The sequence below is a fragment of the Amycolatopsis sp. NPDC058986 genome (assembly GCF_042741125.1).
In the GTDB taxonomy this organism is placed as follows: Bacteria; Actinomycetota; Actinomycetes; order Mycobacteriales; family Pseudonocardiaceae; genus Amycolatopsis.
Window position 1 is genome coordinate 17,897 of the sequence record NZ_JBHYJW010000025.1, and the last position, 25,254, is coordinate 43,150.

Sequence of the window (25,254 nt, forward strand, 5' to 3'; positions counted from 1 at the left end):
TCCTGGGAGTTTCGGTCAGCGGCTTTCGTCCATGGCGCGGATCAGGCTCGCCGGCCGCAGATCGGTCCAGTGCCGCTCGACGTAGTCCAGGCAGGCCGCACGGGTGTCGTCGCCGTGCGCCACCGTCCACCCGGCGGGCACGTCGGCGAAGGCGGGCCACAGCGAGTGCTGCCCCTCGTCGTTGACCAGCACCTTGAAGGTGCCGTCGGCGTCGTCGAACGGATTCGTCATGAGTTCCCTTCCCGTCGGTTCCGCGCCACGGCGCGCAGTTTCCGTTCCAGCACCGGGCCGATGACCGCCAGCGAGTCCGGCAGTGTCATGCCGATGTGGTCACAGGGCACCGGATGTACCTCGGCCGTCCGCTTCAGGTATTCGGCCCAGGCGTCGGCGGTGAGCACGTCCGGCTCGTCCTCGGCGACGAACAGCAGGGTGTCGACCGCGATCGGTTCGTGCCGGAGCCTGCCGATGATGTCGGCGTTGTTCCGCATCACCCGCATCAGCGCGGTGACGTGGTCCTCCTCCAGGCTCGCCAGCACGATGTTCCGCTCACGGGCGATCTCCTGGAACCGTTCGTGGGTCAGGGTTTCCCCGGCGAGGCCCTCGGCGCCGATCCCGAACGCGGCGAGCATCCGGGTGTAGGCGCCGGTGCGGTCCATGTCGCGGGCCACCGCGAGCTCCTCCGGCGTCCACGGTTTGGCAGGGCTCGCGTCGAGCAGCACGAGCAGCGCGACCTCCTCGCCGCGGCGTTGCAGCTCCGCGGCGATGGCGTGCGCCACCATCCCGCCGAACGACCAGCCCAGCAGGTGGTACGGGCCTTCCGGCTGGACGCGGGTGAGCTCGGCGATGTAGTCCCGCGCGACCTCCTCGACCGAACGCGGCAGCGCGGCCTCGTCGGCGAGGCCGCGTGACTGCAGCCCGTACACCGGGAACTCGGGGCTCAGATACCGCAGCAACCCGGAATAGGTCCAGCTCAGCCCGCTGATCGGATGCACGCAGAACAGCGGCGGCCGGGTGCCGCCCCGCCGCAGCGGCAGGACGACGTCGAACGCGGTGTCCTCGCCGCCGCCCTGGATCCGCTGCGCCAGACTGTCCACTGTGGCCGCTTCGAAGAGCGCGCGGACCGGGAGGTCCGCCCCGAGCACCGCCTTGATCCGGCTGACCAGCCTGGTCGCGAGCAGCGAATGCCCGCCGAGGTCGAAGAAGCTCTCGTCGACACCGACGGTGGCCCGGCCGAGCATCTCCGCGAACAGTCCACAGAGGACTTCTTCGACGGGGGTCCTCGGCGCGCGGCCCGCGGTCGCGGGCAGCTGGTCCGGCAGGGCGTCCCGGTCCACCTTGCCGTTGGCGGTCAGCGGGATCTCGTCGATGGCGAGGATCGCCGACGGCACCAGGTAGGCGGGCAGGCGTTCGGCGAGCCGGTCGCGAAGGCCGGTCAGCAGCCTGCCGGTGGAGCGCGACCCGACGGGGTTGCTGGCCAGTGCCGTCAGCGGACGCCCTGCCGGTGCGCGGTGGACGCCGGTCAGTGGCCCGTCCTGATCGCCGGGGAGCACGATCGCCTCGTACGTGCCGGGGTCGTCGGGCGACCAGGTCGTCACGACGCGGTAGCCGCTCCGCTCACCCCAGGCGTGCAGTTCTTCCGGGTCGGCGCCGTGGCCGTTCTTCAGCCGCAGGCGGATTTCGTCGAGGGACAGGTGCCGGGTCAGTGCCCTGGCGGCGGCCAGTTCCCCGGTCAACCGGGGATTCGGGATGCCGACCAGCCGCACCGGCACTTCGACGTCGGACAGTTCGTCCAAGCCCGTGAACTCCAGCTCCGGCACCTCCGCCACCGGCACCACATCGGCCGGATCGCGATGAACAACCACCTCGTATCGGTGCCGGGTCAGCTCGTTGTGCGCTGAACCGCGCTTGAGGCGGATATCGACACCGGCCGAATTCTCCTTGGCCCACACCGAGAAGAAACCCGGATCGAGCACGAGTTCCTTCTCCAGCAGCACAGCCTGGTCAACGGAGGCGCGCAACCGCTCGACGGAGTCCGCCCGCCCGGCCTGCACCGCCGTATGCAACGCCCGCACCGTCCGCTGATGCCGGACATCACCCACGAAAATCCGGCCGCCCGGTGCCAGCAATTGCAATGCCCCGTCCAGAACCCGCTTCAGGTAGGCGCCATCCGGGAAATACTGGACGATCGAGTTCAGCACCACCACATCGAAAAACCCCGTCGGCAACCCGGAAACGTCATCCGCGGGCTGACACCGCAACTCCACATTCCCAGCGTCGACCTGAGCCCGGAGCCGCTCGATCACCGGAGCCGAGAAGTCCGTCGCCCAGTACTCGTCCACCTGCTCCAGCAGCGGCCCGAGCAACAGGCCGGAGCCGACGCCGATCTCCAGAATCCGGCGGGGCGCGGATTCACCGATCCGTTCGACGGCGGCGGCGCGCCAGGACTCCATCTCGTCCAGTGGAATCGGCTCGCCCGTGTAAGAACTATTCCACCCCGTGAAGTCCGAACCCAGCTCCGTGCCGTGCTCGGCCCCGTACATCGTGTCGTAGACATCGCGCCACTCATCGACCTGTGCGTCTCCGGCGTCCGTGTCGGTTTTGGCTTCCGGGACGACATAGGCGACCAGCCGCTCGGACCTGGCGAGGACGAAGGCACGCGAGACTTCGGGCTGATCGAGCAGCGCGGCCTCGACCTCTCCGGGCTCCACCCGGAAACCGCGCACCTTGACCTGGTCGTCCGCCCGGCCGACGAATTCCAGCTCGCCACGCCGGTTCCACCGCACCACGTCCCCGGTGCGGTACATCCGCGTGCCGGGCACGCCGAACGGATCCGGCAGGAACCGCACGGCGGTCTGCCCCGGACGGCCGAGGTAACCGCGGGCCACCCCGTCGCCGCTCACGTACAACTCACCGGCGACACCGGGCGGTACGAGACTCAGACGTTCGTCGAGGACGTAGACGCGCATGGCCTCCATCGGGACCCCGATCAGGACCGTCCCTTGTGGAGGGTTGTCCCGGGTCATCACGTGCCGCGTCGCGAACGTGGTCGTCTCCGTCGGACCGTAACCGTCGACGACCGTGAGCCCCGGGTGGGCGTCGAGCAGCTCGCGAACCGCGTCGGGCGACACGACGTCACCCCCGGCCCACACCTGCTCCACGGCGGCGAAACAGGCCCGATGCTGCTCCACCATCAGGCTGAACAGCCCGGCGGTGAGCCACAACCCGGTGACACCGCCGTCGGTGATGGTCCGCGCCAGCACCGCGGCGTCGAATTCTCCCGACGGCGCGAGGACCAGCGTTCCGCCGTGTGCCAGTGGAACCCACAACTCGTACGTCGACGCGTCGAACACCTGCGGCGAATGCACCAGAACCCGCCGATGCGCCCCACCCCAGCACCCGTCCAGAACGAGACCCGCGACATCGGCGTGGGTCACCGCCACGCCCTTCGGCACACCGGTGGACCCCGACGTGAACATCACATACGCCAGGTTCCGGGGATCGACGGCGATGCCCGGGTCACTGGCCGGAAGGCCGGTCACGTCGGGCAGTTCGCGCAACGTCAGCACCGGGGCCACGTCGTCGATCAGGTCGCTGATCCGCTCCGCGGGATACGACGGATCGACCGGCACGTAAGCACCACCGGATTTCACCACCGCGAGGATCGCGACGACCAGGTCAACCGACCGCTCCAGCACCAACGCGACCCGGGACTCCGGACCAACACCCCGGCCAACCAGCCAATGCGCCAACCGATTCGCCCGAACATCCACATCCCGATAGGACAGCTCAACCCCACTGGACACGACGGCGACCGCGTCCGGAGCACACTCGACACGCGCACGGAACAACTCCGGCAGGGTGGCACCGATCGGTTCCGGGGCGGGCGGGAGCAGCCGCACCCGTTCCGCCGGGAAAAGGATTTCGGCTTGGCTGATCGGTTTCTCCGGGTTCGCGGCGAGAGAGCGGAGCAGGCCGACGAAGCGGCGTGACAGCTCTTCGACGGTTTCCCGGTCGAAAAGTTCCGTCGCGTATTCGACCATCCCCGTGATACCCGCGGGCGCACCGGATTCGTCGAATTTTTCGGTGAGGCTGAAGAAGAGGTCGAACCGGGAGGTGTAGGTGGGAGCCAGCTCCAGATCTGCCTGGAGGCCCGGGAAGTCGAAGCGGGCTTCTTCGTTGTTCTGCAGGGCGAGCGCGATCTGGAACAACGGATGATGCGCCGACGAACGACGAGGATTCAACCGCTCCACCAACAACTCGAACGGCACATCCTGATGCTCATACGCACCCAAACTCACCTCACGAACCCGACCCACCAACTCCACAAAAGACGGATCCCCCGACACATCCGAACGCAACACCCACGTATTCACAAAAAAACCCACCAAATCATCCAACCCACCATCAGTCCGCCCCGCAATCGGCGAACCAACAGCAACATCACCCCCACCACCCAACCGCGACACCAACACCGCCAACCCAGCCTGCAACACCATGAACAACGACGCACCCACACCCCGAGCCACCACCCCCAAACCACCCACCACACCCACATCCACCCCAAACCACACCGTGTCGCCCTCGTACGAGGCGACGGCAGGGCGCGGCCGGTCCAGCGGCACGGTGGATTCGTCGGGCAGTCCGTCGAGCCGGTCCGTCCAGTACGCGACCTGCCGGTTGAACAGGCTGTCCACATCGGACTCATCGCCGAGCAGGGAACGCTGCCACAGCGTGTAGTCCGCGTACTGCACGGGCAGCGGCGCCCACCCGGGCACCACGCCGTCGCGGCGAGCGGTGTAGGCCGTCACGAGGTCCCGGGCCAGCGGGCCCATCGACCAGCCGTCACCGGCGATGTGGTGCACCAGCACCAGCAACACCGATGTCGACTCATCCACCTCGAACAACGTCGTCCGGATCGGGATCTCCCCCGCCAGATCGAACTCGTACCGCGCCGCCACGCTCAGCGTCTCCGTGAGCTCGGTCTCGGTGGTCCGGTCGAGCCGCAGGGACGGCCTGTCCTCGGTGACGAGCTGGCGTGGCTTGCCGTCGATCTCGGGGAACACGGTCCGCAGCGACTCATGCCGTCCGACGACGTCACCGAGTGCCGCCTCCAGTGCCTCGCGGTCCAGCTCGCCGGTGAGCCGCAGGGCGAGCGCGATGTTGTAGGTCGCCGACGGCCCCTCCAGCTTGTGCAGGAACCACAACCGCTGCTGCGCGAACGACAGCGGCAGCACCTCGGGACGTTCCCGCGGTACCAGCGCGGGCCGCTCCGATCCGCCGTGCACCCGCTCGGCGAGCAGTGCCACGGTGTCCGCCTCGAAGAGCGCGCGCACCGGCAGGTCCACCCCGAACACCGCCCGGATCCGGCTGATCAGCCTGGTCGCGAGCAGCGAATGCCCGCCGAGGTCGAAGAAGCCGTCGTCGACACCGACCGTCGGTCGTCCGAGGATCTCCGCGAACAGTCCACACAGGACTTCCTCCTGCGGGGTGCGCGGGGCGCGGCCGGTGACCTGGTGCCTGCCGGGTTCGGGCAGGGCCGCCCGGTCCACCTTGCCGTTGCCGGTCAGGGGTATCTCGTCGATCGCGAGGATGGTGGCCGGGACGAGGTAGTCCGGCAACCGTTCGGCGAGCCGGTCCCGCAGCCGGGCCAGCAGGTGGCCGGTGGTCCAGGAGCCGAGCGGGTTGTTCACCAGCGCGGAGCGGGGCCGTCCGCCGTCGGGGTACCGGTACACGCCGGTCAGACGGTCGTCGTTCCCGGCGGGGAGGAGGACAGCCTCGTAGGCGGCGGAATCGTGCGGTGACCAGGTCGTCACGACGCGGTAGCCGCTCCGCTCGCCCCAGGCGTGCAGTGCTTCCGGGTCCAGCCCCGTCCTGGCGCGCAGGCGGGCCCGGACATCGTCGAGGGGCGCGTGCCGGGTCAGCGCCCTGGCGGCGGCCAGTTCCCCGGTCAACCGGGGATTCGGGATACCGACGACCCGCACCGGAACCTCGACGTCACCCAGTTCGTCCAAGCTCGTGAACTCCAGCTCCGGCAACTCCGCCACCGGCACCACATCGGCCGGATCGCGATGAACAACCACCTCATACCGATGCCGGGTCAACTCGTTGTGCGCCGCACCCCGCTTGAGCCGGATATCGACACCCGCAGAATTCTCCTTGGCCCACAACGAGAAGAATCCCGGATCGAGGACAAGCTCCTTCTCCAGCAACACAGCCTGCTCAACAGACGCGCGCAACCGCTCCACCGACTCCGCCCGGCCCGCCTGCACCGCCGTATGCAGAGCACGCACCGTCCGCTGATACCGGACGTCACCCACGAAAATCCGGCCACCCGGCGCCAGCAACCGCAACGCCCCATCCAGAACACGCTTCAAGTAGGCACCGTCCGGGAAATACTGAACAATCGAGTTCAGCACCACCACATCGAAAAACCCGGCCGGCAACCCCGAAACATCATCCGCGGGCTGACACCGCAACTCCACATTCCCAGCGTCGACCTGCTGCCGGAGCCGCTCGATCACCGGCGCCGAAAAGTCCGTCGCCCAATAGGACTCGACATCATCCAGCAACGGCCCCAGCAGCAAACCAGAGCCGACACCGATCTCCAGAATCCGGCGGGGCGACGACTCCCGGATCCGCTCGACCGCGGCCGCCCGCCAGGACTCCATCTCGTCCAGTGGAATCGGCTCACCCGTGTAAGAACTGTTCCACCCCGTGAAGTCCGAACCCAGCTCCGCGACCCGCTCGGCCCCGTACATCGTGTCGTAGACATCGCGCCACTCATCAACCTGCGCGTCTCCCTCGCCCGTGTCGGTCTCGACTTCAGGGACGACGTAGGCAACGAGCCGGTCTTCCCGCGCGACGACCACGGCCTGCGCGACCTCGGGCTGATCGAACAACGCGGCCTCGACCTCTCCGGGCTCCACCCGGAAACCGCGCACCTTGACCTGATCATCGGCCCGGCCGACGAACTCCAGCTCGCCACGCCGATTCCACCGCACCACGTCCCCTGTGCGATACATCCGCGCACCAGGGACGCCGAACGGATCGGCCACGAACCGATCCGCCGTCAGGCCGGGGCGGCCGAGATAACCCCGTGCTACCCCGGCTCCGGAGACGTACAGCTCGCCGGGGACGCCCGGGGCCGTCAGGCGCAGGCGCTCGTCGAGGACGTAGACGCGCATCGCCTCCATCGGGGCCCCGATCGGGACCGTCCCTTGTGGAGGGTTGTCCCGGGTCATCACGTGCCGGGTCGCGAACGTGGTCGTCTCCGTCGGACCGTAACCGTCCACCACGGAAATCCCGGGATACGTGTCGAACAACCGGCGGACCGCTTCGGGCGACACGACGTCGCCGCCGGTCCACACCTGCTCCACCGCCGCGAAACAGCTCGGGTGGTGCTCGGTCATCAGGGTGAAAAGCCCGGCCGTGAGCCACAACCCGGTGACGCCGTGCTCGACCACCGTCCGTTCCAGCACCGCCGCGTCGAATTCCCCCGGAGGCGCGAGCACCAGCGCTCCACCGTGCACCAGCGGAACCCACAACTCGTACGTCGACGCGTCGAACACCTGCGGCGAATGCACCAGAACCCGCCGATGCGCCCCACCCCAGCACCCGTCCGACACCAGACCCGCGACGTCCGCCTGGGTCACCGCCACGCCCTTCGGCACACCCGTCGACCCCGACGTGAACATCACATACGCCAGATTTTCCGGCAGTACCCGGACGTCCGGATCGCTGCCGGGGAAGCCGGACACGTCCGGCAGTTCGCGCAGTACCAACACCGGATCGGCGTCATCGAGCAGGGCGCTGATCCGCTCCGCGGGGTACGCCGGATCGACCGGCACATACGCACCACCCGCCTTCACCACCGCGAGGATCGCGACGACCAGGTCAACCGACCGCTCCAGCACCAACGCGACCCGGCACTCCGGACCGACACCCCGGCCAACCAGCCAATGCGCCAGCCGATTCGCCCGGACATCCAAATCCCGATAGGACAGTTCGACCCCACCAGCCACCACAGCAACCGCGTCCGGAGCACACCCGGCACGCGCACGGAACAACTCCGGCAGCGTGCGAACGGGAGCGGGCAGCACCGGGGTGGCGGTGAGACGCGCACTTTCCCCCGGCGTCAGGATTTCGACGTCGTTGATCGAGCGGTCCGGGTTTTCGGCCAAGGCCCGCAATACCCGGAGCCAGCGTTCGACGAAATCCTCGACGGTCTCCCGGTCGAACAGTTCGGTCGCGTACTCGACGGCGCCCGCGAGGCCGCCGTCCGGCGTTTCGGTCAGGTTCAGGAACAGATCGAACCGCGCGGTACCCGGCAACGCCGTCTCCGGCCGGACGTCCAGTCCCTGCAGCGTGAACCGCGGTTCTTCGTTGTTCTGCAGGGCGAGCGCGATCTGGAACAACGGATGATGCGCCGACGAACGACGAGGATTCAACCGCTCCACCAACAACTCGAACGGCACATCCTGATGCTCATACGCACCCAAACTCACCTCACGAACCCGACCCACCAACTCCACAAAAGACGGATCCCCCGACACATCCGAACGCAACACCCACGTATTCACAAAAAAACCCACCAAATCATCCAACCCACCATCAGTCCGCCCCGCAATCGGCGAACCAACAGCAACATCACCCCCACCACCCAACCGCGACACCAACACCGCCAACCCAGCCTGCAACACCATGAACAACGACGCACCCACACCCCGAGCCACCACCCCCAAACCACCCACCACACCCACATCCACCCCAAACCACACGACATCCCCGGAATACGAGGCCACCGCGGGCCGGGGACGGTCCAGCGGAATCGTCACCTCCTCCGGCAGACCGGCCAGTCGCTCGGTCCAGTAGGTGACCTGCTTGGCGAACAAACTGTCCACATCGGACTCGTCACCCAGCAGAGACCGCTGCCACAACGTGTAATCCGCATACTGCACCGGTAGCGGCGCCCAGCTGGGAGCGGTCTTCACGCACCGCGCGGTGTAGGCGTTCACGAGATCCCGGGCCAGCGGGCCCAACGACCAGCCGTCACCGGCGATGTGATGCACCAGCACCAGCAACACCGACGTCGACTCATCCACCTCGAACAACGTCGTCCGGATCGGGATCTCCCCCGCCAGATCGAACTCGTACCGCGCCGCCACGGCCAGCGCCCCGGCGAGGTCGTCCTCGCCGACCCGCTCGGTCCGCAGCGACAGCCCGGTGTCCAGGATCCGCTGCCACGGACGCCCGTCCCGCTCGGGGAACACGGTCCGCAGCGATTCGTGGCGCGCGACGACGTCGTTGAGCGCCGCTTCGAGCGCGTCCCGGTCCAGCTCCCCGCTCAGGCGCAGCGCCAGCGGGATGTTGTAGGTCGGCGACGGCCCCTCGAACTTGTGCAGGAACCACAACCGCTGCTGCGCGAACGACAGCGGCAGCACCTCGGGTCGCTCCTGCCGCACCAATGCCGGGCGGGCGGCGTCCCCCGTCGACAGCCGTTCGGCGAGCCCAGCCGGTGTCGGCGTCTCGAACAGCGCCCGCACCGGCAGTTCGACCGCCAGCGCGCCGCGGATGCGGCTGATCAGCCGGGTCGCGAGCAGCGAATGCCCGCCCAGGTCGAAGAAGTCGTCGTCGACGCCCGCCGACGGCACGCCGAGCACCTCGGCGAACAACCCGGCCAGGATCTCCTCGTGCGGCGTCGACGGCGCCCGCCCCGCGGCCACCGGCGCTTCCGGCGACGGCAGCGCCGCGCGGTCCAGTTTCCCGTTGGCGGTCAGCGGAATCGCCGGGACGCGCAGCACCACCGACGGCACCAGGTGTTCCGGGAGCCGCTCCCGCGCGTACCGCCGCAGCGCGCCGACCTCCGATTCGCCGGAGACGACGTAGGCGGCCAACCGGTTGTCGGCCGCGATCACCACGGCCTGCGAGACGGCGGGATGCGCGCGCAGCACGGCTTCCACCTCGCCCGGTTCGATCCGGAAGCCGCGCACCTTGACCTGGTCGTCGGCCCGGCCGACGTACTCCAGCCCGCCGTGCCGGTCGCGCCGCACGACGTCACCCGTGCGGTACATCCGGGAACCCGGCGCCCCGAACGGATCCGCCACGAACCGGCTCGCCGTCAGGCCGGGACGGCCGAGATAGCCCCTGGCCACACCGGCCCCCGCCACGTACAGCTCGCCGGCGACACCGGGCGGTACCGGGCGCAGGCCCGCGTCGAGCACGTAGGCCGCCAGATCCGGCAGCGGCTCCCCGATCCTGCTGGCCGTCGCCGCCGCGGCCGAACCGCGGTCCAGCTCCAGGTAGCTGACGTGCACGGTGGTTTCGGTGATCCCGTACATGTTGACCAGCAACGGGGCCCGGTCCGGATGCCGCTCGTACCAGGCGGCGAGCCGGGACAGGTCCAGCGCCTCCCCGCCGAACACGATGGTCCGCAGGGACGACGGCAGCGGAGTCTCGCGCTCGGCCTCGGCCAGCTGGGAGAACGCCGACGGCGTCTGGTTGAGCACCGTTACCCGCTCGCGGGCCAGCAACCGCACGAACCGCTCCGGTGACCGGCTGACCTCGTGGGACACCACGACCACGGACCCGCCCCAGGCCAGCGCGCCCCACAGTTCCCACACGGAGAAGTCGAACGACGCCGAGTGGAACAACGTCCAGACGTCCTCGCGGCCGAACCGGAACCACGGCTGGGTGACCTCCAGCAGCCGTGCGACATTGCGGTGCGGTACCACCACGCCTTTGGGCGCGCCGGTCGATCCCGACGTGTAGATCACGTACGCGGCTTGACCGGGGTCGCCCGGCACACCCGGGTCCGTGCCGGGATACGCCTCCAGTGCCGCCCGCACCTCCGGCGCGTCGAGCACGACGGCCCCGGGCACCGCCGTCGCCGAGATCGCCAGCACCCGGCTCGGGGCGGCGTCGTCGAGCAGGTACGTGATGCGCGCGGCGGGGTAGTCCGGGTCGACCGGGACATACGCGGCCCCGGCCTTGAGGACGCCCAGGATCGCGGCGACCAGTTCGGCCGACCGCGGCAGCAGCAGGGCCACCCGGTCTTCGCGACCGATCCCGCCGTCGAGCAGCAACCGGGCCACGCGGTTGGCCCGCGCGTTCAGCTCCGCGTACGTCCACCGGGTGTCCCCGGACACGATCGCGACGGCGTCCGGCCGCTCCCGCACGTGTTCCTCGAACAGTTCCGGCAGCAGGCGTCCGGCGGTGCCGGGCCCGGGCGGGGCGAGCAGGGCCGCCCGTTCCCGCGGGGCGAGGATGTCCGCGTCGCCGATCGCCGCGGCGGGGTCGGCGGCGACCGCGCGCAGCAACCGCTCCCAGCGGGCTACCAGCGTCGAGACCGTCTCGGCGTCGAAGATGTCGGTGGCGTACTCGACCAGGACCGACACCCCGGCGGGCTCGCCGTCCGCGCCGGTTTCCTCCGTGACGCTGAAGAACAGGTCGAACCGCGACGTCCGGGTCGACGCGACGTCGAGGCTCGCGGTGAGACCCGGCGGCCCGAACCGGCCGCGCTCGTTGTTCTGCAGCGCCAGCGCCACCTGGAACAGCGGTTGATGCGCGGTGGAGCGCTGCGGGTTGAGCAGCTCCACCAGGTACTCGAACGGGACGTCCTGGTGCGCGTAGGCCGCCAGGCTCGTCTCACGGATCCTGGCCAGCAGCTCGGTGAACGACGGATCGCCCGAGGTGTCCGCGCGCAGTACCAGGGTGTTGACGAAGAAGCCGATCAGGTCGTCGAGCGCGTCGTCGGTCCGGCCGGCGACCGGCGCGCCGAGCGGGATGTCCGTCCCCGCGCCGAGCCGGGTGAACAGGGCGGCCAGCGCGGCCTGCAACACCATGAACACCGTCGCGTCACCCGAGCGCGCGAGGTCGACGAGCCGCCCGTGCAACCCGGCGTCGAGGGTGAACCGGGCCAGGTCGCCGGCATAGGACGACACCGCGGGCCGCGGCCGGTCGAGCGGGAGGTCGAGCTGTTCGGGGATCCCCGCCAGCCGATCCGTCCAGTACCCGACCTGATCGGCCAGCAGACTTCCGCGCTCGTCGAGCAGGTTCCGCTGCCACAGCGTGTAATCCGCGTACTGCACCGGCAAGGGTGTCCATTGTGGACGTTCGTCGGCTCGGCGGGCGGTGTACGCGGTGGTGAGGTCCCGCGCGAGCGGGCCGACGGACCAGCCGTCGCCCGCGATGTGGTGCAGCACCACGACCAGCACCGACCGGTCCGCGCCGAGTACGCAGAGCCGCGCCCGGAGCGGGATGTCGGTGGCCAGGTCGAACCCGCGGGTGGCCGCCCGCGCCACCGCGTCCTCGACGGTGTCTTCGGTGACTTCGACGACATCGAAATCGAGGGACACGCTTGCGGCGTCGAGGATCTCCTGGTGTGGTTCGCCGTCCACGTCCGGGAAGACCGTGCGCAGGCTTTCGTGCCGTCCGACGACGTCCTCCAGCGCCTGGCGGAGCACCCCGGCGTCCACTTCGCCGGTCAGCCGGAGCACGAGCGGGATGTTGTAGGTGGCGGACGGACCTTCCAGCGCGTAGAGGAACCAGAGCCGCTGCTGTGCGAACGACAGCGGCACGACCTCCGGCCGCGGCACCGGCACCAGCGCCGCGCGGTCGCGGCCCGGATCGCCGAACCGCCCGGCCAGCCCGGCCACGCTGGGCGTTTCGAACAGCGCGCGCACCGGGATCTCGGTGTCGAGCACGCTCCTGATCCGGCTCACCAGCCGGGTCGCGAGCAGGGAATGCCCGCCCAGATCGAAGAAACCGTCGTCGACGTTCACCGACGCGAGGCCGAGGAGCTCGGCGAACAGCCCGCACAACAGCTCTTCGCGCGCGGTGCCCGGCGGACGCTCCCCCACCGGAGCGTGTTCGGGGTCGGGAAGGCGGGTCGCGGCTGTCGTCACCACGGCGTCCGGCGTCAGGTAAGCGGGCAGCTCCGCGCGAAGCGCCTCGAGCGCGGCGTCACCTTCGACGACGACATAAGCCGCCATCCGCCCGTTTTCCCTTGGCACCACTACGGCCTGGGTGACGCCGGGGCGGCGGCGCACCCACTCGGCGGCCACGTCGAGCCGCTCCCGGCTGTCCCAGTCGCCGGTTCCGGCCTGCCGCACGACCGTCCGCCGGGGCCTGGGCACCAGACCCCGCAGCACCACCGGGAGCTCGCCGGACGCGGCACGGTCCCGCAGCGCGGCGAGGTCCACGTCGACCGGCGCGACCACCGTCTCGGCCACGCCCAGCGCGCGGTCGAACAACGCCAGCCCGTGCTCCTCGGTCATCGCGGTGATGCCGGACCTGTTCAGCTGCACCAGATCCGCCTCGGTGAGACCGCCGGCGGCCACCGTGCGCCAGAGCCCCCAGGCGAGGGAGACCGCGGGCAGGCCGAGTGCGCGGCGATGCGCCGCCAGCGCGTCGAGGAAGGTGTTCGCCGCCGCGTAACCCGCCTGGCCCGCGTTGCCGATGATCCCGGAGAACGAGGAGAAGAGCACGAACGCCGCGAGGTCCCGGTCCGCGGTGAGTTCGTGCAGCTGCCAGCCCGCGTCGACCTTGGGGCCGAACACGCCCGCGAGCCGGTCCGGCGTGATGTCGGCCAACGGCGCGTCGTCGATGAGGCCGGCCGTGTGGACGACGGCGGTCAGGTCGGGAATCGACGCCAGCACGCCGGCCAGCGCGGCCCGGTCGGACACGTCGCACGCGACGACCCGCACCCGCGCTCCCAGCGCGGCGAGTTCGTCTCGCAGCGTTTCCGCGCCCGCGGCCGCGAGGCCCCGCCTGCTCACCAGGACCAGGCCGCGCACCCCGTGCCGCTCCACGAGCCGGCGTGCCACCAGCGAGCCGAGCGCCCCGGTGCCGCCGGTGACCAGAACCGTTCCCGCCGAAGGGAAAGCGACGTCGTGCGCCTCGGCCGCCTTGGTCACGCGCGGGACGTACCGCCGCCCGGCACGGACGGCGAGCTGCGGCTCGTCCCGGTCCAGCGCGACCGCGACCGCCCGGCGGACGTCGTCGGCTCCGGCCCGCCGGTCGACGTCGACCAGCAGGAACCGGCCCGGATACTCCGAGGCCGCCGAGCGCACCAGCCCCCACAGCGGGGACATCGCGAGATCACCCACGACGCCGTCTCCGGCGGCGACGGCTTCCCGCGTCACCACGACGAGCCGTCCACGCTCGCCGGCAAGGGTTTCCTGGGCCAGCCGCAGCACCCGCCGCGACACGTCATGTGCCTGACCGGTCACGTCGCCGTCCGGGTCGCCGAAGCACGGCAGGACCGTGACCGGCGAGTGCTCGTCCGAGCCGAGGCCCCACGGGTCGTCGCCGGGAACCCGCCACCGGCCGGGCTCGGGAGCCTCGCCGGACAACGGCATCCAGCCGGGCCGGTACAGCGAACCGCTGGCCGCGGGAAGCGCCGCGGGACGCGGGACGACGGAATCCACGGTCAGCACCGGGGTGCCGGACTCGTCGGTGACCAGCAGCGCCACCGCTCCATCCACAGTGGACACATCGGTGGTGTGGACACGGACGACGGCGGCGCCCGCCGCGCGCAGGTCCACGCCGGTGAACGTGACGTGCCCGCCGAAACGCCGTAGCACGGGGCCGAGCAGTGCCGGGTGGATGCCGAACGCGTCCGCGGACCGGTCCCCGGCCAGCTCGACGGCCTCCCCCTCGCCGTCCGGCTCGGGCACCCCGGCCCGGCCGGTGCCCGCGCTCAGCACACCGGAAGCGTGCCGGACCCAGTCCTCGCCGCGCCGGGCGTGCACGGCGATGTTCCAACGGCCCTCGCCGTCCGGGTCCACCGCGATGTGCAGTTCGACCGGACCGCCCGCCTCGACGGCCAGTGGTGTCTCGACGGTCAGCTCGTCGATCCGGTCGCAACCCGCCCGGTCGCCGGCGGCGATCGCCAGCTCCAGCAGGACCGCCCCGCCGTCACAGCCTGCCAGCCAGGGCTGCTCGCCCGGCGAGAGCCGCCCGGTCATCGTCCAGCCTTCGCCGTCCGGGCGCGGGATGACGGTGTCCAGCAGCGGATGGCCGTCGGCGTACCGTCCGGTGGCCTTCGGCGCGGGCCGCGTCCAGAACGACCGGTGCTGGAAGGCGTAGGTCGGCAGGTCCACCGCACGCGCCCCCGGCACCAGCGCGGACCAGCCGACGGCGCCGCCCGCGACGTGCAGGCCCGCGGCGGCCGACAGGAACTGCCGCAGTGAACCGTGCCCCCGGCGCAGCGTGCCGGTGACGGTGGCCTCGGCACCCGCGGACGCGGCGATGTCGCGGACGGCGTTGCCCAGCACCAGATGCGCGGACGGCTCGACGAACACGTCGTAGCCGGCGCCGAGCAGCAGCCGGACGGCCGGATCGAACCGGACCGGCTGACGCATGTTGCGGTACCAGTACTCGGCGTCGAGCGCGGTGCCGTCCACGGCGGCCACGTCCACAGTGGAATAGAACGGGATTTCCGCCGGGCGCGGGGTGATGCCCGCCAGCGCCTCCATCAGCGGTTCGCACAACACCTCCACGCGCGGCGAGTGCGAAGCGTACGCGGCGGAGAAGGTACGGAAGTCGATCCCGTCGCGGGTGCACCGCGCGGCGAGTTCCTCCAGCGCCGGGACGTCACCGGTGATGACCGTCGAGTCCGGCCCGTTCACCACCGCGACCCACAGCCGGTCCGGCCACTGCCGGAGCATGGCCTCGACGCGGTCGGCGGGCAGCGGCAGCCAGAGCCCGCCGCCCGCGCCCGCCAGCCGCGAGGCGATCTTGCTGCGCAGCGCGACCACCTTCGCGCCGTCCTCGAGGCTGAGCGCGCCCGCGACGCACGCGGCGGCGATCTCGCCCTGGGAATGCCCGAGCACCGCGGCGGGCCGTACCCCGGCCGACATCCACAGCTCGGCGAGCCCGAGCATGACCGCCCACAGCACGGGCTGGACGACGTCCACCCGCTCCAGCGATTCGCCGTCGCCCGCCAGCACGTCGGTCAGCGACCAGTCCACATAGGACTCCAGCGCGGCGGCGCACTCCTCGATCCGCGCGGCGAACACCGGCGACGACGCGAGCAGTTCCTTCGCCATGCCCGCCCATTGCGCGCCCTGGCCGGGGAAGACGAAAACGGTCTTGCCGACGTCACGGGCGAGGCCGGTCACCACGTTCGCGCCCGCCTCGCCCCCGGCCAGCGAACGCAGCCCGGCGAGCAGTTCCCCGGTGTCCGCGCCGAGTACCACCGCGCGGTGCTCGAACGACGACCGGTGCTCCGCGAGCGAGAAGGCCACGTCCCGCGCCGGCTGCGCCGCCACCGACTCCACGAGCCGATCCGCCTGTGCCCGCAAGGCTTCCGGCGTCTTCGCCGACACCGGCCACGCGAGCGCCACCGGCGGCGCGGCGGGCTCAACGGGCGCGGGCGCCTCGGCGGGAACCTCCTCCAGGATCACGTGGGCGTTGGTGCCGCTGATGCCGAAGGACGACACCGCGGCACGGCGCGGCCGGTCGGCCGCCGCCCACGCGCGGCCGGACTCCAGTACCCGCACACCGCCGGAGTCCCAGTCGACGTAGTCCGAGGGCGCGTCGACGTGCAGGGTCTTCGGCAGCCACCGGTTCCGCAGCGCCAGCACCATCTTGAGCACCCCGGCCACGCCGGCGGCGGCCTGGGTGTGCCCGAGGTTGGACTTGACCGACCCGAGCCACAACGGGTTTTCCGGCACCCGTTCCCGGCCGTACGTCGCCAGCAGCGCTTGCACCTCGATCGGGTCGCCCAGCCGGGTTCCGGTGCCGTGGCCCTCGACGACGTCGACGTCGCCGGTGCCCAGTTCCGCGTCGGCCAGCGCGGCGCGGATCACCCGCTCCTGCGCGGGACCGTGCGGCGCGGCGAGGCCGTTGCTGGCGCCGTCGGAGTTGATCGCGGTGCCCCGGATCACCGCCAGCACCGGGTGCCCGGCGGCACGTGCCCGGGAAAGCGTTTCCAGCACCAGCATCCCGGCGCCCTCGGCGAATCCCGCGCCGTCCGCGGCGGCGGCGTAGGCCTTGCACCGGCCGTCGGCGGAGAGCACCTGCTGGCGGGACATCTCGATCAGGTTGTTCGGTGTCGACATGACCGTCGACCCGCCCGCGAGCGCGATCGAGCACTCGCCCCGGCGCAGCGCGCGGACCGCGAGGTGCAGGGCCACCAGCGAGGAGGAACACGCCGTGTCGACGGTGAGCGCGGGGCCCTCCAGCCCGAGCAGGTAGGACAGCCTGCCGGACACGACGCTCAGCGCGTTCCCGGTCAGCACCTGGCCTTCCAGCTCTTCCGGGATCTCGCGCGGCGCGTAGTCGCCGACGCTCGCACCGACGAACACCCCGGCGGGCGTGCCCCGCAGGTCGCCGGGCCGGATGCCCGCCGTTTCCAGTGCCTCCCAAGCGGTTTCCAGCACGAGCCGCTGCTGCGGGTCCATCGCCGCGGCCTCCAGCGGGCTGATCCCGAAGAACGCCGCGTCGAATTCGCCCGCGGCGTCGAGGAACCCGCCGCCCCGCGCGTGGCACCGGCCCGGCTCGTACGGGTCGGGGTGGTAGAGCTCGTCGAGATCCCAGCCACGCCCGGCGGGCATGCCGGTGATCACGTCCCGTTCCCCGGCGACGACCTCCCAGAGGTCCCGTGCGTTCGCGACGCCACCGGGATACCGGCAGCCGGTACCGACGATCGCGATCGGCTCGCGGGTCCCGGCGGTCAGCTCCCGGTTGCGCGCGCGAAGTCGTTCGTTCTCCTTCAGCGCGGCCCGGAGGCCCTCGACCAGCTGGTCGGCAGACGCGGTCATGGGCGGCAAGCTCCTCAGTCGGAAAGTTCGGTGTCCAGCGCCATGCGCACCAGGCTCATGGCGTCCATCCCGTCGAGCGGGTCCCCGTCCCCTGCCGCGAGGGCGGGGGCGGGCTCCGGGGCGGCCAGCCGCCGCAGGTACCGCACCACCGCGGCCGGGGAAGGGTGGTCGAAAACGAGCGTGGCGGGCAGCGGGAACCCGGTCGCGGCGGTCAGCCTGCCCCGCAGCTGGACCGCGGCGAGCGAACCGAATCCGAGGTCCTTGAACGCCGCGTCGAGCGGGACACGGGCGGGCTCCTCGTGGCCGAGCACGACGGCGGTCTGTGCACGCACCATCCTGGTCAGCTCCCGCTCCAGCTCCTCGGCGGACAGGGAGGCCGGATCCACCGCCCACGCGGTGTCCACAGTGGACTCGACAGCGGGGCCGCCCGCGAGACCCCGCAACGGCGCGGGCAGCCCGTCCCCCGCCCGCAGGCGGCCGGGGTCGAGTGCGATCGGGGCCAGGACGGCCTCGCCCGAGGCCACCGCCGAGTCGAACAACGCGAGCGCGCGGGCCGGGAGCAGCGGGCTGATGCCCCAGCGGCCGAGCCGCTCCAGGTCGGCGCCGCCCAGATGCCCGGTCATCGCGCTTTCCGCGGCCCACAGGCCCCAGGCCAGCGACGTCGCGGGCAGGCCGAGGGCGCGGCGGTGCCAGGCCAGCGCGTCGAGGAACGCGTTGCCCGCCGCGTAGTTCGCCATGCCCTCGTGGCCGAGCAGGCCCGCCGTCGAGGAGAACAGCACGAACGCGGCGAGGTCGAGCCCCGCGGTCAGTTCGTGCAGGTTCCAGGCGCCGTCGACCTTCGGGGCGAGCACCGGGCCCAGCCGGCCGGGTGCCAGGTCCGGCACCAGCGCGTTGTCCAGTACCCCCGCGGCGTGGACGACCGCGCTCAGCGGCCGGTCCGGCGGAATGGTGTCGAGGACCGCCGCCAGCCGGGCGCGGTCCGCGACGTCGCAGGCCTCGACGCGCACATCGGCGCCGAGCGCGGCGAGTTCGGCGCACAACGCGGCGGCGCCTTCGGCGTCCGCGCCCCGCCTGCCCGTCAGCAGCAGCCGCCGGACACCGTGTTCGGTGACGAGGTGACGAGCCAGCGTCGCGCCGAGCACGCCGGTACCGCCGGTGACGAGCACGGTGCCGGTCCCGAAGGACGGACGGCCGTTGTCGCCGGCCTCCGCTTCCGCCAGGCGGGGCACGAGAATCCGGCCGTCGCGCAGGGCGAGCTGCGGTTCGCCGGTGCCCAGCGCGCGGCCCAGCTCCGCGGACGTCACCTCGCTGTCGGCGTCGACGAGGACGAACCGGCCGGGGAACTCCGACTGGGCCGACCGCAACAGGCCCCAGACCGGTGCCTGCGCCGGATCGACGTCCTCGTCCGCGGTGGCGACGGCACCCCGGGTGACGACGACGAGGGGGCCCGTCCGGTCCCCGGCAAGCCGTTCCCGGACGAGTTCCAGCACCCGGCGGGCTTCCGCGTGCGCGGACTCGACCACCGCCGCGCCACCCTCGGCTACGCGGACCACGGAACCGGCCGCTCCGGACGCCGCCGGGGCGGGTACCTCGGCCCAGCCGAGCCGGAACAGCGATCCCGGGGCCCGCACCGGGCCCTCGCGCCAGAACCGGCGGCGCTGGAAGGCGTAGGTGGGCAGCTCCACCCGGCGCCCGCCGGGGAACACGGTCGCCGGGTCGAGCGCGGCGCCGCCGAGCAGCAGATGCCCGAGCGCCTCGGTCACCGCGGGCCGGTCGCGCCGCAGGACCGGCACGCACGCCAGGTCCGGCAGCATCGAGGTCAGCGTGCCGTCCGGGCCGAGTTCGAGGAACGTCGTGACGCCCCGCTCGCCGAGCGTCGCGACCGCGTCGGCGAAACGCACCGGCAGGCGGAGCTGATCGGCCCAGTAGTCCGGTGAGGACAGCTGCCCGGGTGTCGCCTCCCGCCCGGTCACCGTCGACACGATCGGGATTTCGGGCTCGTGGAAGGACATTCCCTCGAGGACGGCCAGCAGGCCGCCGCGTGCACTGTCCATATGGGACGAATGGAAGGCGTGGCTGACCCGGAGCCGCTTGAAGTCCCGGCCCTGCGCGGCGAAGTACCCGCCCAGCAGGCCGATCGCGTCCGCGTCGCCCGACACGACCACCGACGCGGGCCCGTTCACCGCCGCCAGGCACACCCGGCCGGGGACCACCGCGCCGATGACGGCCAGCACCTCGTCCTCGTCCGCGCGGACGGCGGCCATCGCGCCGCCGGACGGCGCCGCCTGCATCAGCCTGCCCCGCGCCGCGACCAGCGCGCAGGCGTCCGGCAGGGTGAACACCCCCGCCACGTGCGCGGCGGTGATCTCGCCGATCGAATGTCCCGCCAGCACGTCCGGCCTCGCGCCGTGGTGTTCGAGCAGCCGGAACAGCGCCGTCTCCAGCGCGAACAGCGCGGGCTGGGCGAACTCGGTGCGGTCGAGCAGCTCGGCGCCCGCCCCGAAGACCACCTCGCGCAGCGGTTTCGGCAGCTGCCCGTCCAGCTGCGCGCACACCTCGTCGAAGGCCGCCGCGAACACCGGGGAACCCGCCGCGAGCGCCCGGCCCATGTCCGGGTACTGCGCGCCCTGCCCGGCGAACAGGAACGCACGGCCACCGTCCGCGCGCCGCCGCGGAGGTTCGTCGCCGGATTCCACAGCGGCGAGCGCCGCGAGCAGCTCGTCACGGTCCGCGCCCGTGACGACGGCCCGGCAGGCGAGCCGGGCCCTGGTCGTCGCGAGGGACAGCCCGACGTCGGCGGCACTCACGTCCGGGTTCCCCGCGACGAACTCGCGTAGCCGTTTCGCCTGCGCCCGCAGGGCTTCCGGCGTCGCGGCCGAAACCAGCCAGGGCACGGGACCCGCCTCACCGTTCGCCCGCCGCTCTTCGCCGTCGCCCTCTTCGAGGATCAGATGCGCGTTGGTCCCGCTGATCCCGAACGAGGAGACACCCGCGCGGCGCGGACGCCCGGACTCCCAGTCACGGGCCTCGGTCAGCAGGCGCAGCCCGCCGGATGTCCAGTCCACATGGGACGAAGGCGCGTCGATGTGCAGGCTCGCCGGGAGCTTCCGGTGCCGGAGCGCCTGGACCATCTTGATCACCCCGGCCACGCCCGCCGCGGCCTGGGCATGGCCGAGGTTGGACTTCAGCGACCCGAGCCACATCGGTTCCTCCCCGCGATGGGCCTGCCCGTAGGTCGCCAGGAGTGCCCGCGCCTCGACCGGGTCGCCGAGCGCGGTTCCGGTGCCGTGCCCTTCGACCGCGCCGACCTCGGCGGCGGTGAGCCCGGCGTCGGCCAGCGCGCCGGTGATCACCCGCTGCTGGGCGAGCCCGCTGGGCGCGGTGAGGCCGTTGCTCGCGCCGTCGGAGTTGATCGCGGAGCCACGGATCACGGCGAGCACCCGGTGCCCGTGCCTTCGCGCGTCCGACAGCCGTTCGACCAGCAGCATCCCGGCGCCTTCGGCCCAGCTGGTGCCGTCCGCGGCCGCGGCATAGGCCTTCGACCGGCCGTCCGGGGCCAGCCCGCGCTGCCTGCTGAACTCGACGAAGATCCCCGGCGTCGGCATCAGCGTCACCCCGCCCGCGAGCGCCAGATCGCAGTCCCCCGCCCGGAGCGCGCGCACGGCCAGGTGCGTCGCCACCAGCGACGAGGAACAGGCGGTGTCGACGGTGAGCGCGGGACCTTCGAGCCCAAAGGTGTAAGCCAGCCTGCCGGACAGGACACCCGCGGCGGTGCCGGTCAGCAGGTAGCCCGAATCGTCCTCCCCGCCTTCGTGCAGCCGCGGCCCGTAGTCCCCGGCCCCGCCACCGACGAACACCCCGACCGGCGCGCCGCGCAGCGCGTGCGGGTCGACACCGGCGTGTTCGAAGGCCTCCCATGCGGTTTCCAGCAGCACGCGCTGCTGGGGGTCCATCGCGAGCGCCTCGCGCGGGGCGATGCCGAAGAACTCCGGGTCGAACCCGGCGATGTCGTCGAGGAACCCGCCGGACCGCGTGTGGCTGCTGCCGGGCCGGTCGGGATCGGGATCGTGCAGCGCGGCGAGATCCCAGCCGCGGTCCCCGGGGAACGGGCCGATCACGTCGTCGCCCCGCGACACCAGGTCCCACAGCCGGTCCGGCGAGTCGGCCCCGCCCGGCAGGCGGCAGGCCATCCCGACGATCGCGACGGCCTCGCCGTCGGCGGGCCGGGTGCGCGCGGCCGCAACACGGGGCGGTTCGCCGAGTGACGCGGCGAGGAGTTCCGGGGTCGGATGGTCGAACACGGCCGCGGGCGACAGCGGTCTGCCGAGGGTGCCGCTCAGCCGGTTCGCGAGGTCGGCGACCGCGACCGAGTCGAAGCCGAGCGCCTTGAACGTCAGCGCCGGATCGACCGCCGCCGGGCCGGGATGGCCGAGCACGGCCGCCGCCGTGGCGCGGACCAGGCCCAGCGCGTCCGTACCGGGCGACGGCGACGGCGCGGACGGCGCCGCGTCGGCGCCGAGCCAGTGCCGGCGGCGTTGGAAGGCATAGGCGGGCAAGGGAATCCGGCGGGCGCCGGCGAAATCCAGTCCGGCGGACCAGTCGACGTCGACCCCGCGGACGTGGAGTTCGGCGAGCGACGTCAGCAGCCTCCGCCGCCCACCCTCACCGCGCCGCAGGGTGCCGGCGACCGTGACCGGGGCGTCCCCGTGCGCCCCCTGGAGCGCCGTGGTCAGCACCGGATGCGCGCTGACCTCCACGAACGTGCGGAACCCGTGTGCGGCCAGCAGTTCGGTCGCCGGGCGCAGCAGCACCGGCCGCCGGAGGTTCCGGAACCAGTACTCCGCGTCCAGTCCCGCCGTGTCGAGCACCGTGCCGGTGACCGTGGAGTAGAACGGGATCTCCGACGACCGCGGCCGTACGTCGGCGAGTTCGCGCAGCAACGCCTCACGCAGGTCGTCGACGGCTTCGGTGTGCGACGCGTACCCGACCGGGATCAGCCGGGCACGGACACCGCGCTCGGTGCACGCCGCGACGAATCCGCGCACGTCACCGGGCGGGCCCGCGACCACGGTCGAGGACGGACCGTTCTCGGCGGCCACGGTGAGCGAACCGCCGATGGCGGCCCGTACCTCGGCCGCGGGCAGCTCGATCCCGGCCATCGCGCCGGTGCCGTCGATCGCGGTCAGCGCCCGCGACCGCAGGGCGACGATCTTCGCGGAGTCCTCCAGTGACAAGGCGCCCGCCACGTACGCCGCGGCGATTTCGCCCTGGGAGTGGCCGGCCACCGCCTCGGGACGCACCCCGAACGCGCGCCACTGTGCCGCCAGCCCGATCATCATCGCCCACAACGCGGGCTGGACGACCTCGACGCGGTCGAGCACGCTTTCGCCGTCCCGCAGCACCTCGACGAGCGACCAGTCCACATAGGACTCCAGGGCCGCGGCGCAGCGGGCGATCTCCGCGGCGAACACCGGCGAGGTGTCCAGCAGCCCGGCGGCCATCCCGGCCCACTGCGAGCCCTGGCCGGGGAAGACGAACGCGATCCGCCCGGCGTCCCCCGCCACCCCGCCGGCCACCGCGGGATGCGGCTCGCCCCGCTCGACGGCGTCGAGCGCGTCTTCGAACCCGGCCCGGTCCCCGGCGATCAGCACCGCGCGCACGGGCAACGGGGTACGGGTGGTGGCCAGCGAGAGAGCGACGTCACGCGGGTCCTCGCGCACGACCTCGCGCAACCGGCCCGCCTGGGCTCGCAGCGCCCCGGCGGAGGCAGCGGACACTACCCAGGGCAGCACTCCGGCGGGTTCGCGCGCCGGGCTCACCGGTGCTGGAACGGGCGCCGCGTCGGACAGGACGACGTGACAGTTCGTGCCGCCGACGCCGAAGGAGCTGACCCCGGCGACGCGCTCGCCGTCGGTACCGTCCCATCCGGCCGTCTCGGTGCAGACCCGCAGGTTCAGCTCGTCGAGCGGGATCGCCGGGTTCGGGGTGGTGAAGTGGAGGCTGGGCACCAGCAGCCGGTTCTTCAGGCACAGCACGGTCTTCAGCAGCCCGGCGATCCCGGCCGCGGCCTCCAGGTGCCCGAGGTTGGTCTTGACGGAACCGACCCGCAGCGGCGGGCACCGGCGGCCGCGCACCCCGCCGAGCGCCGCGGCCTCGATCGGGTCGCCGACCCTCGTCCCGGTGCCGTGCAGTTCCACGTACCCCGCGAGGGCCGGGTCCAGTCCCGCCCGCTCGTACGCGAGCCGCAGGACCTCCTGCTGTGCCGCGCCGTCCGGCACGGCGAAGGCGTCGCCGCCGCCGTCGTTGTTGACCGCGCTGCCGCGCAGCAGGCAGTGGATCGGGTCGCCGTCGGCGAGCGCCCGCGAGCGCGGCTTGAGCAGCACCAGCCCGCCGCCCTCGCCCCGGACGAAGCCGTCGGCCGCCGCGTCGAAGGTGCGGCACCGGCCGCTGGGCGACAACGCGCCGAACCGGGCGGCGGCGAACGCGTTATCCGGCAGGAGGTTCAGCTGGACCCCGCCGGCGAGCGCGAGCGCGCACTCCCCGCGCCGGAGGCTCTCGGCGGCCAGGTGGACGGCGACCAGCGAGGAGGACTGCCCGGCGTCCACGGCGTAGCTGGGGCCGGACAGGCCGAGGAAGTACGACAGCCGGTTGGCGATCGCGCCACGCTGGGTGCCGGTGAAGGTGTGCGCCGTCCTGGCCGCGGCGCCGAGCCGGTCGAGCAGCACGGCGTAGTCGCCGGAGGCGGCGCCGACGAAGACTCCGGTGCGCTCCCGCCGCGCGGCGGGACCGAGGCCCGCGTCCTCCAGCGCCTCCCAGCCCAGTTCGAGCGCGAGCCGCTGCTGCGGGTCCATCGCGGCGGCCTCCCGGGGGGAGACGCCGAAGAACCCGGCGTCGAACTCGTCGACCCGGTCGAGAAATGCGCCGTACCGGACCGCGCTCGCCTGTTCGGCGGTCAATCCGGCACCGGCGAGCGAACTCTCGGGAAACCGTTCCCCCGGCACTTCGGAAACCGCGTCCGCACCCGCGCGGAGCAAACGCCAGAATTCCGCCGGTCCGCGTGCGCCGGGAAATCGGCAGGAAATGCCGACAACGGCGATCGGATCGTCGTCGTCACCACTCGTCGACATCGGGATCAGCAACTCGCGAAACGCATTGATGACATTCCTTTCCCCCACGAGGTATGACAAAAAATGTCACACCGCGAACGGCGCGCCAGAGGAAGGACAACTTGTCACCAAACCCCCCAGCGATGCCACGACCCGGCACCGCCCGAGTGCCGCCCCACCTACGGCCTCAGCCGCACCATACCAGCCTCGTTGCCGGACAAGCAAACCCCGCCCACATGCGGGAAATTATCCACCCCCAGCACGATCACCCGACGATAGGCACCGGATGTGGATCAAGACAAGCCGCCCGGCCGGATTTCATCCGGACAGCCCAGCGACCGCTCCGGCACACACCGGACTTACCCGCCCGGCGGGCGGAAGAC

3 protein-coding genes are annotated in these 25,254 nt (G+C 72.0%); all 3 read right to left on the reverse strand.

Features of this window, described 5'->3' with window-relative positions; translation table 11 throughout:
- Positions 1–15: 15 nt before the first annotated feature.
- From ACFW0G_RS22370 to ACFW0G_RS22380, 3 genes are read right to left on the reverse strand one after another with little or no spacing between them, the layout of a single operon-like run.
- The gene (locus ACFW0G_RS22370; protein ID WP_378327294.1) at positions 16–231 is read right to left on the reverse strand and encodes an MbtH family protein; all 216 of its coding nucleotides are present in this window, start codon (positions 229–231) and stop codon (positions 16–18) included.
- Complete coding sequence (locus ACFW0G_RS22375) at positions 228–17,765, reverse strand: amino acid adenylation domain-containing protein (RefSeq protein WP_378327295.1); 17,538 nt, start codon at positions 17,763–17,765, stop codon at positions 228–230. Before ACFW0G_RS22375 ends, ACFW0G_RS22370 begins: the two co-directional genes overlap by 4 nt.
- A 14-nt stretch (positions 17,766–17,779) precedes the next feature.
- Positions 17,780–24,892, reverse strand: coding sequence for a type I polyketide synthase (locus ACFW0G_RS22380; protein WP_378327296.1), 7,113 nt, complete (start codon positions 24,890–24,892; stop codon positions 17,780–17,782).
- Between the last annotated feature and the right edge of the window lie 362 nt (positions 24,893–25,254).

Excerpts from the sequence above, each read along its gene's own strand:
- ACFW0G_RS22370 (WP_378327294.1), bottom strand. The coding sequence starts at position 231 with ATGACGAATCCGTTCGACGACGCCGACGGCACCTTCAAGGTGCTGGTC.
- ACFW0G_RS22375 (WP_378327295.1), bottom strand. The coding sequence starts at position 17,765 with ATGACCGCGTCTGCCGACCAGCTGGTCGAGGGCCTCCGGGCCGCGCTG.
- ACFW0G_RS22380 (WP_378327296.1), bottom strand. The coding sequence starts at position 24,892 with ATGTCGACGAGTGGTGACGACGACGATCCGATCGCCGTTGTCGGCATT.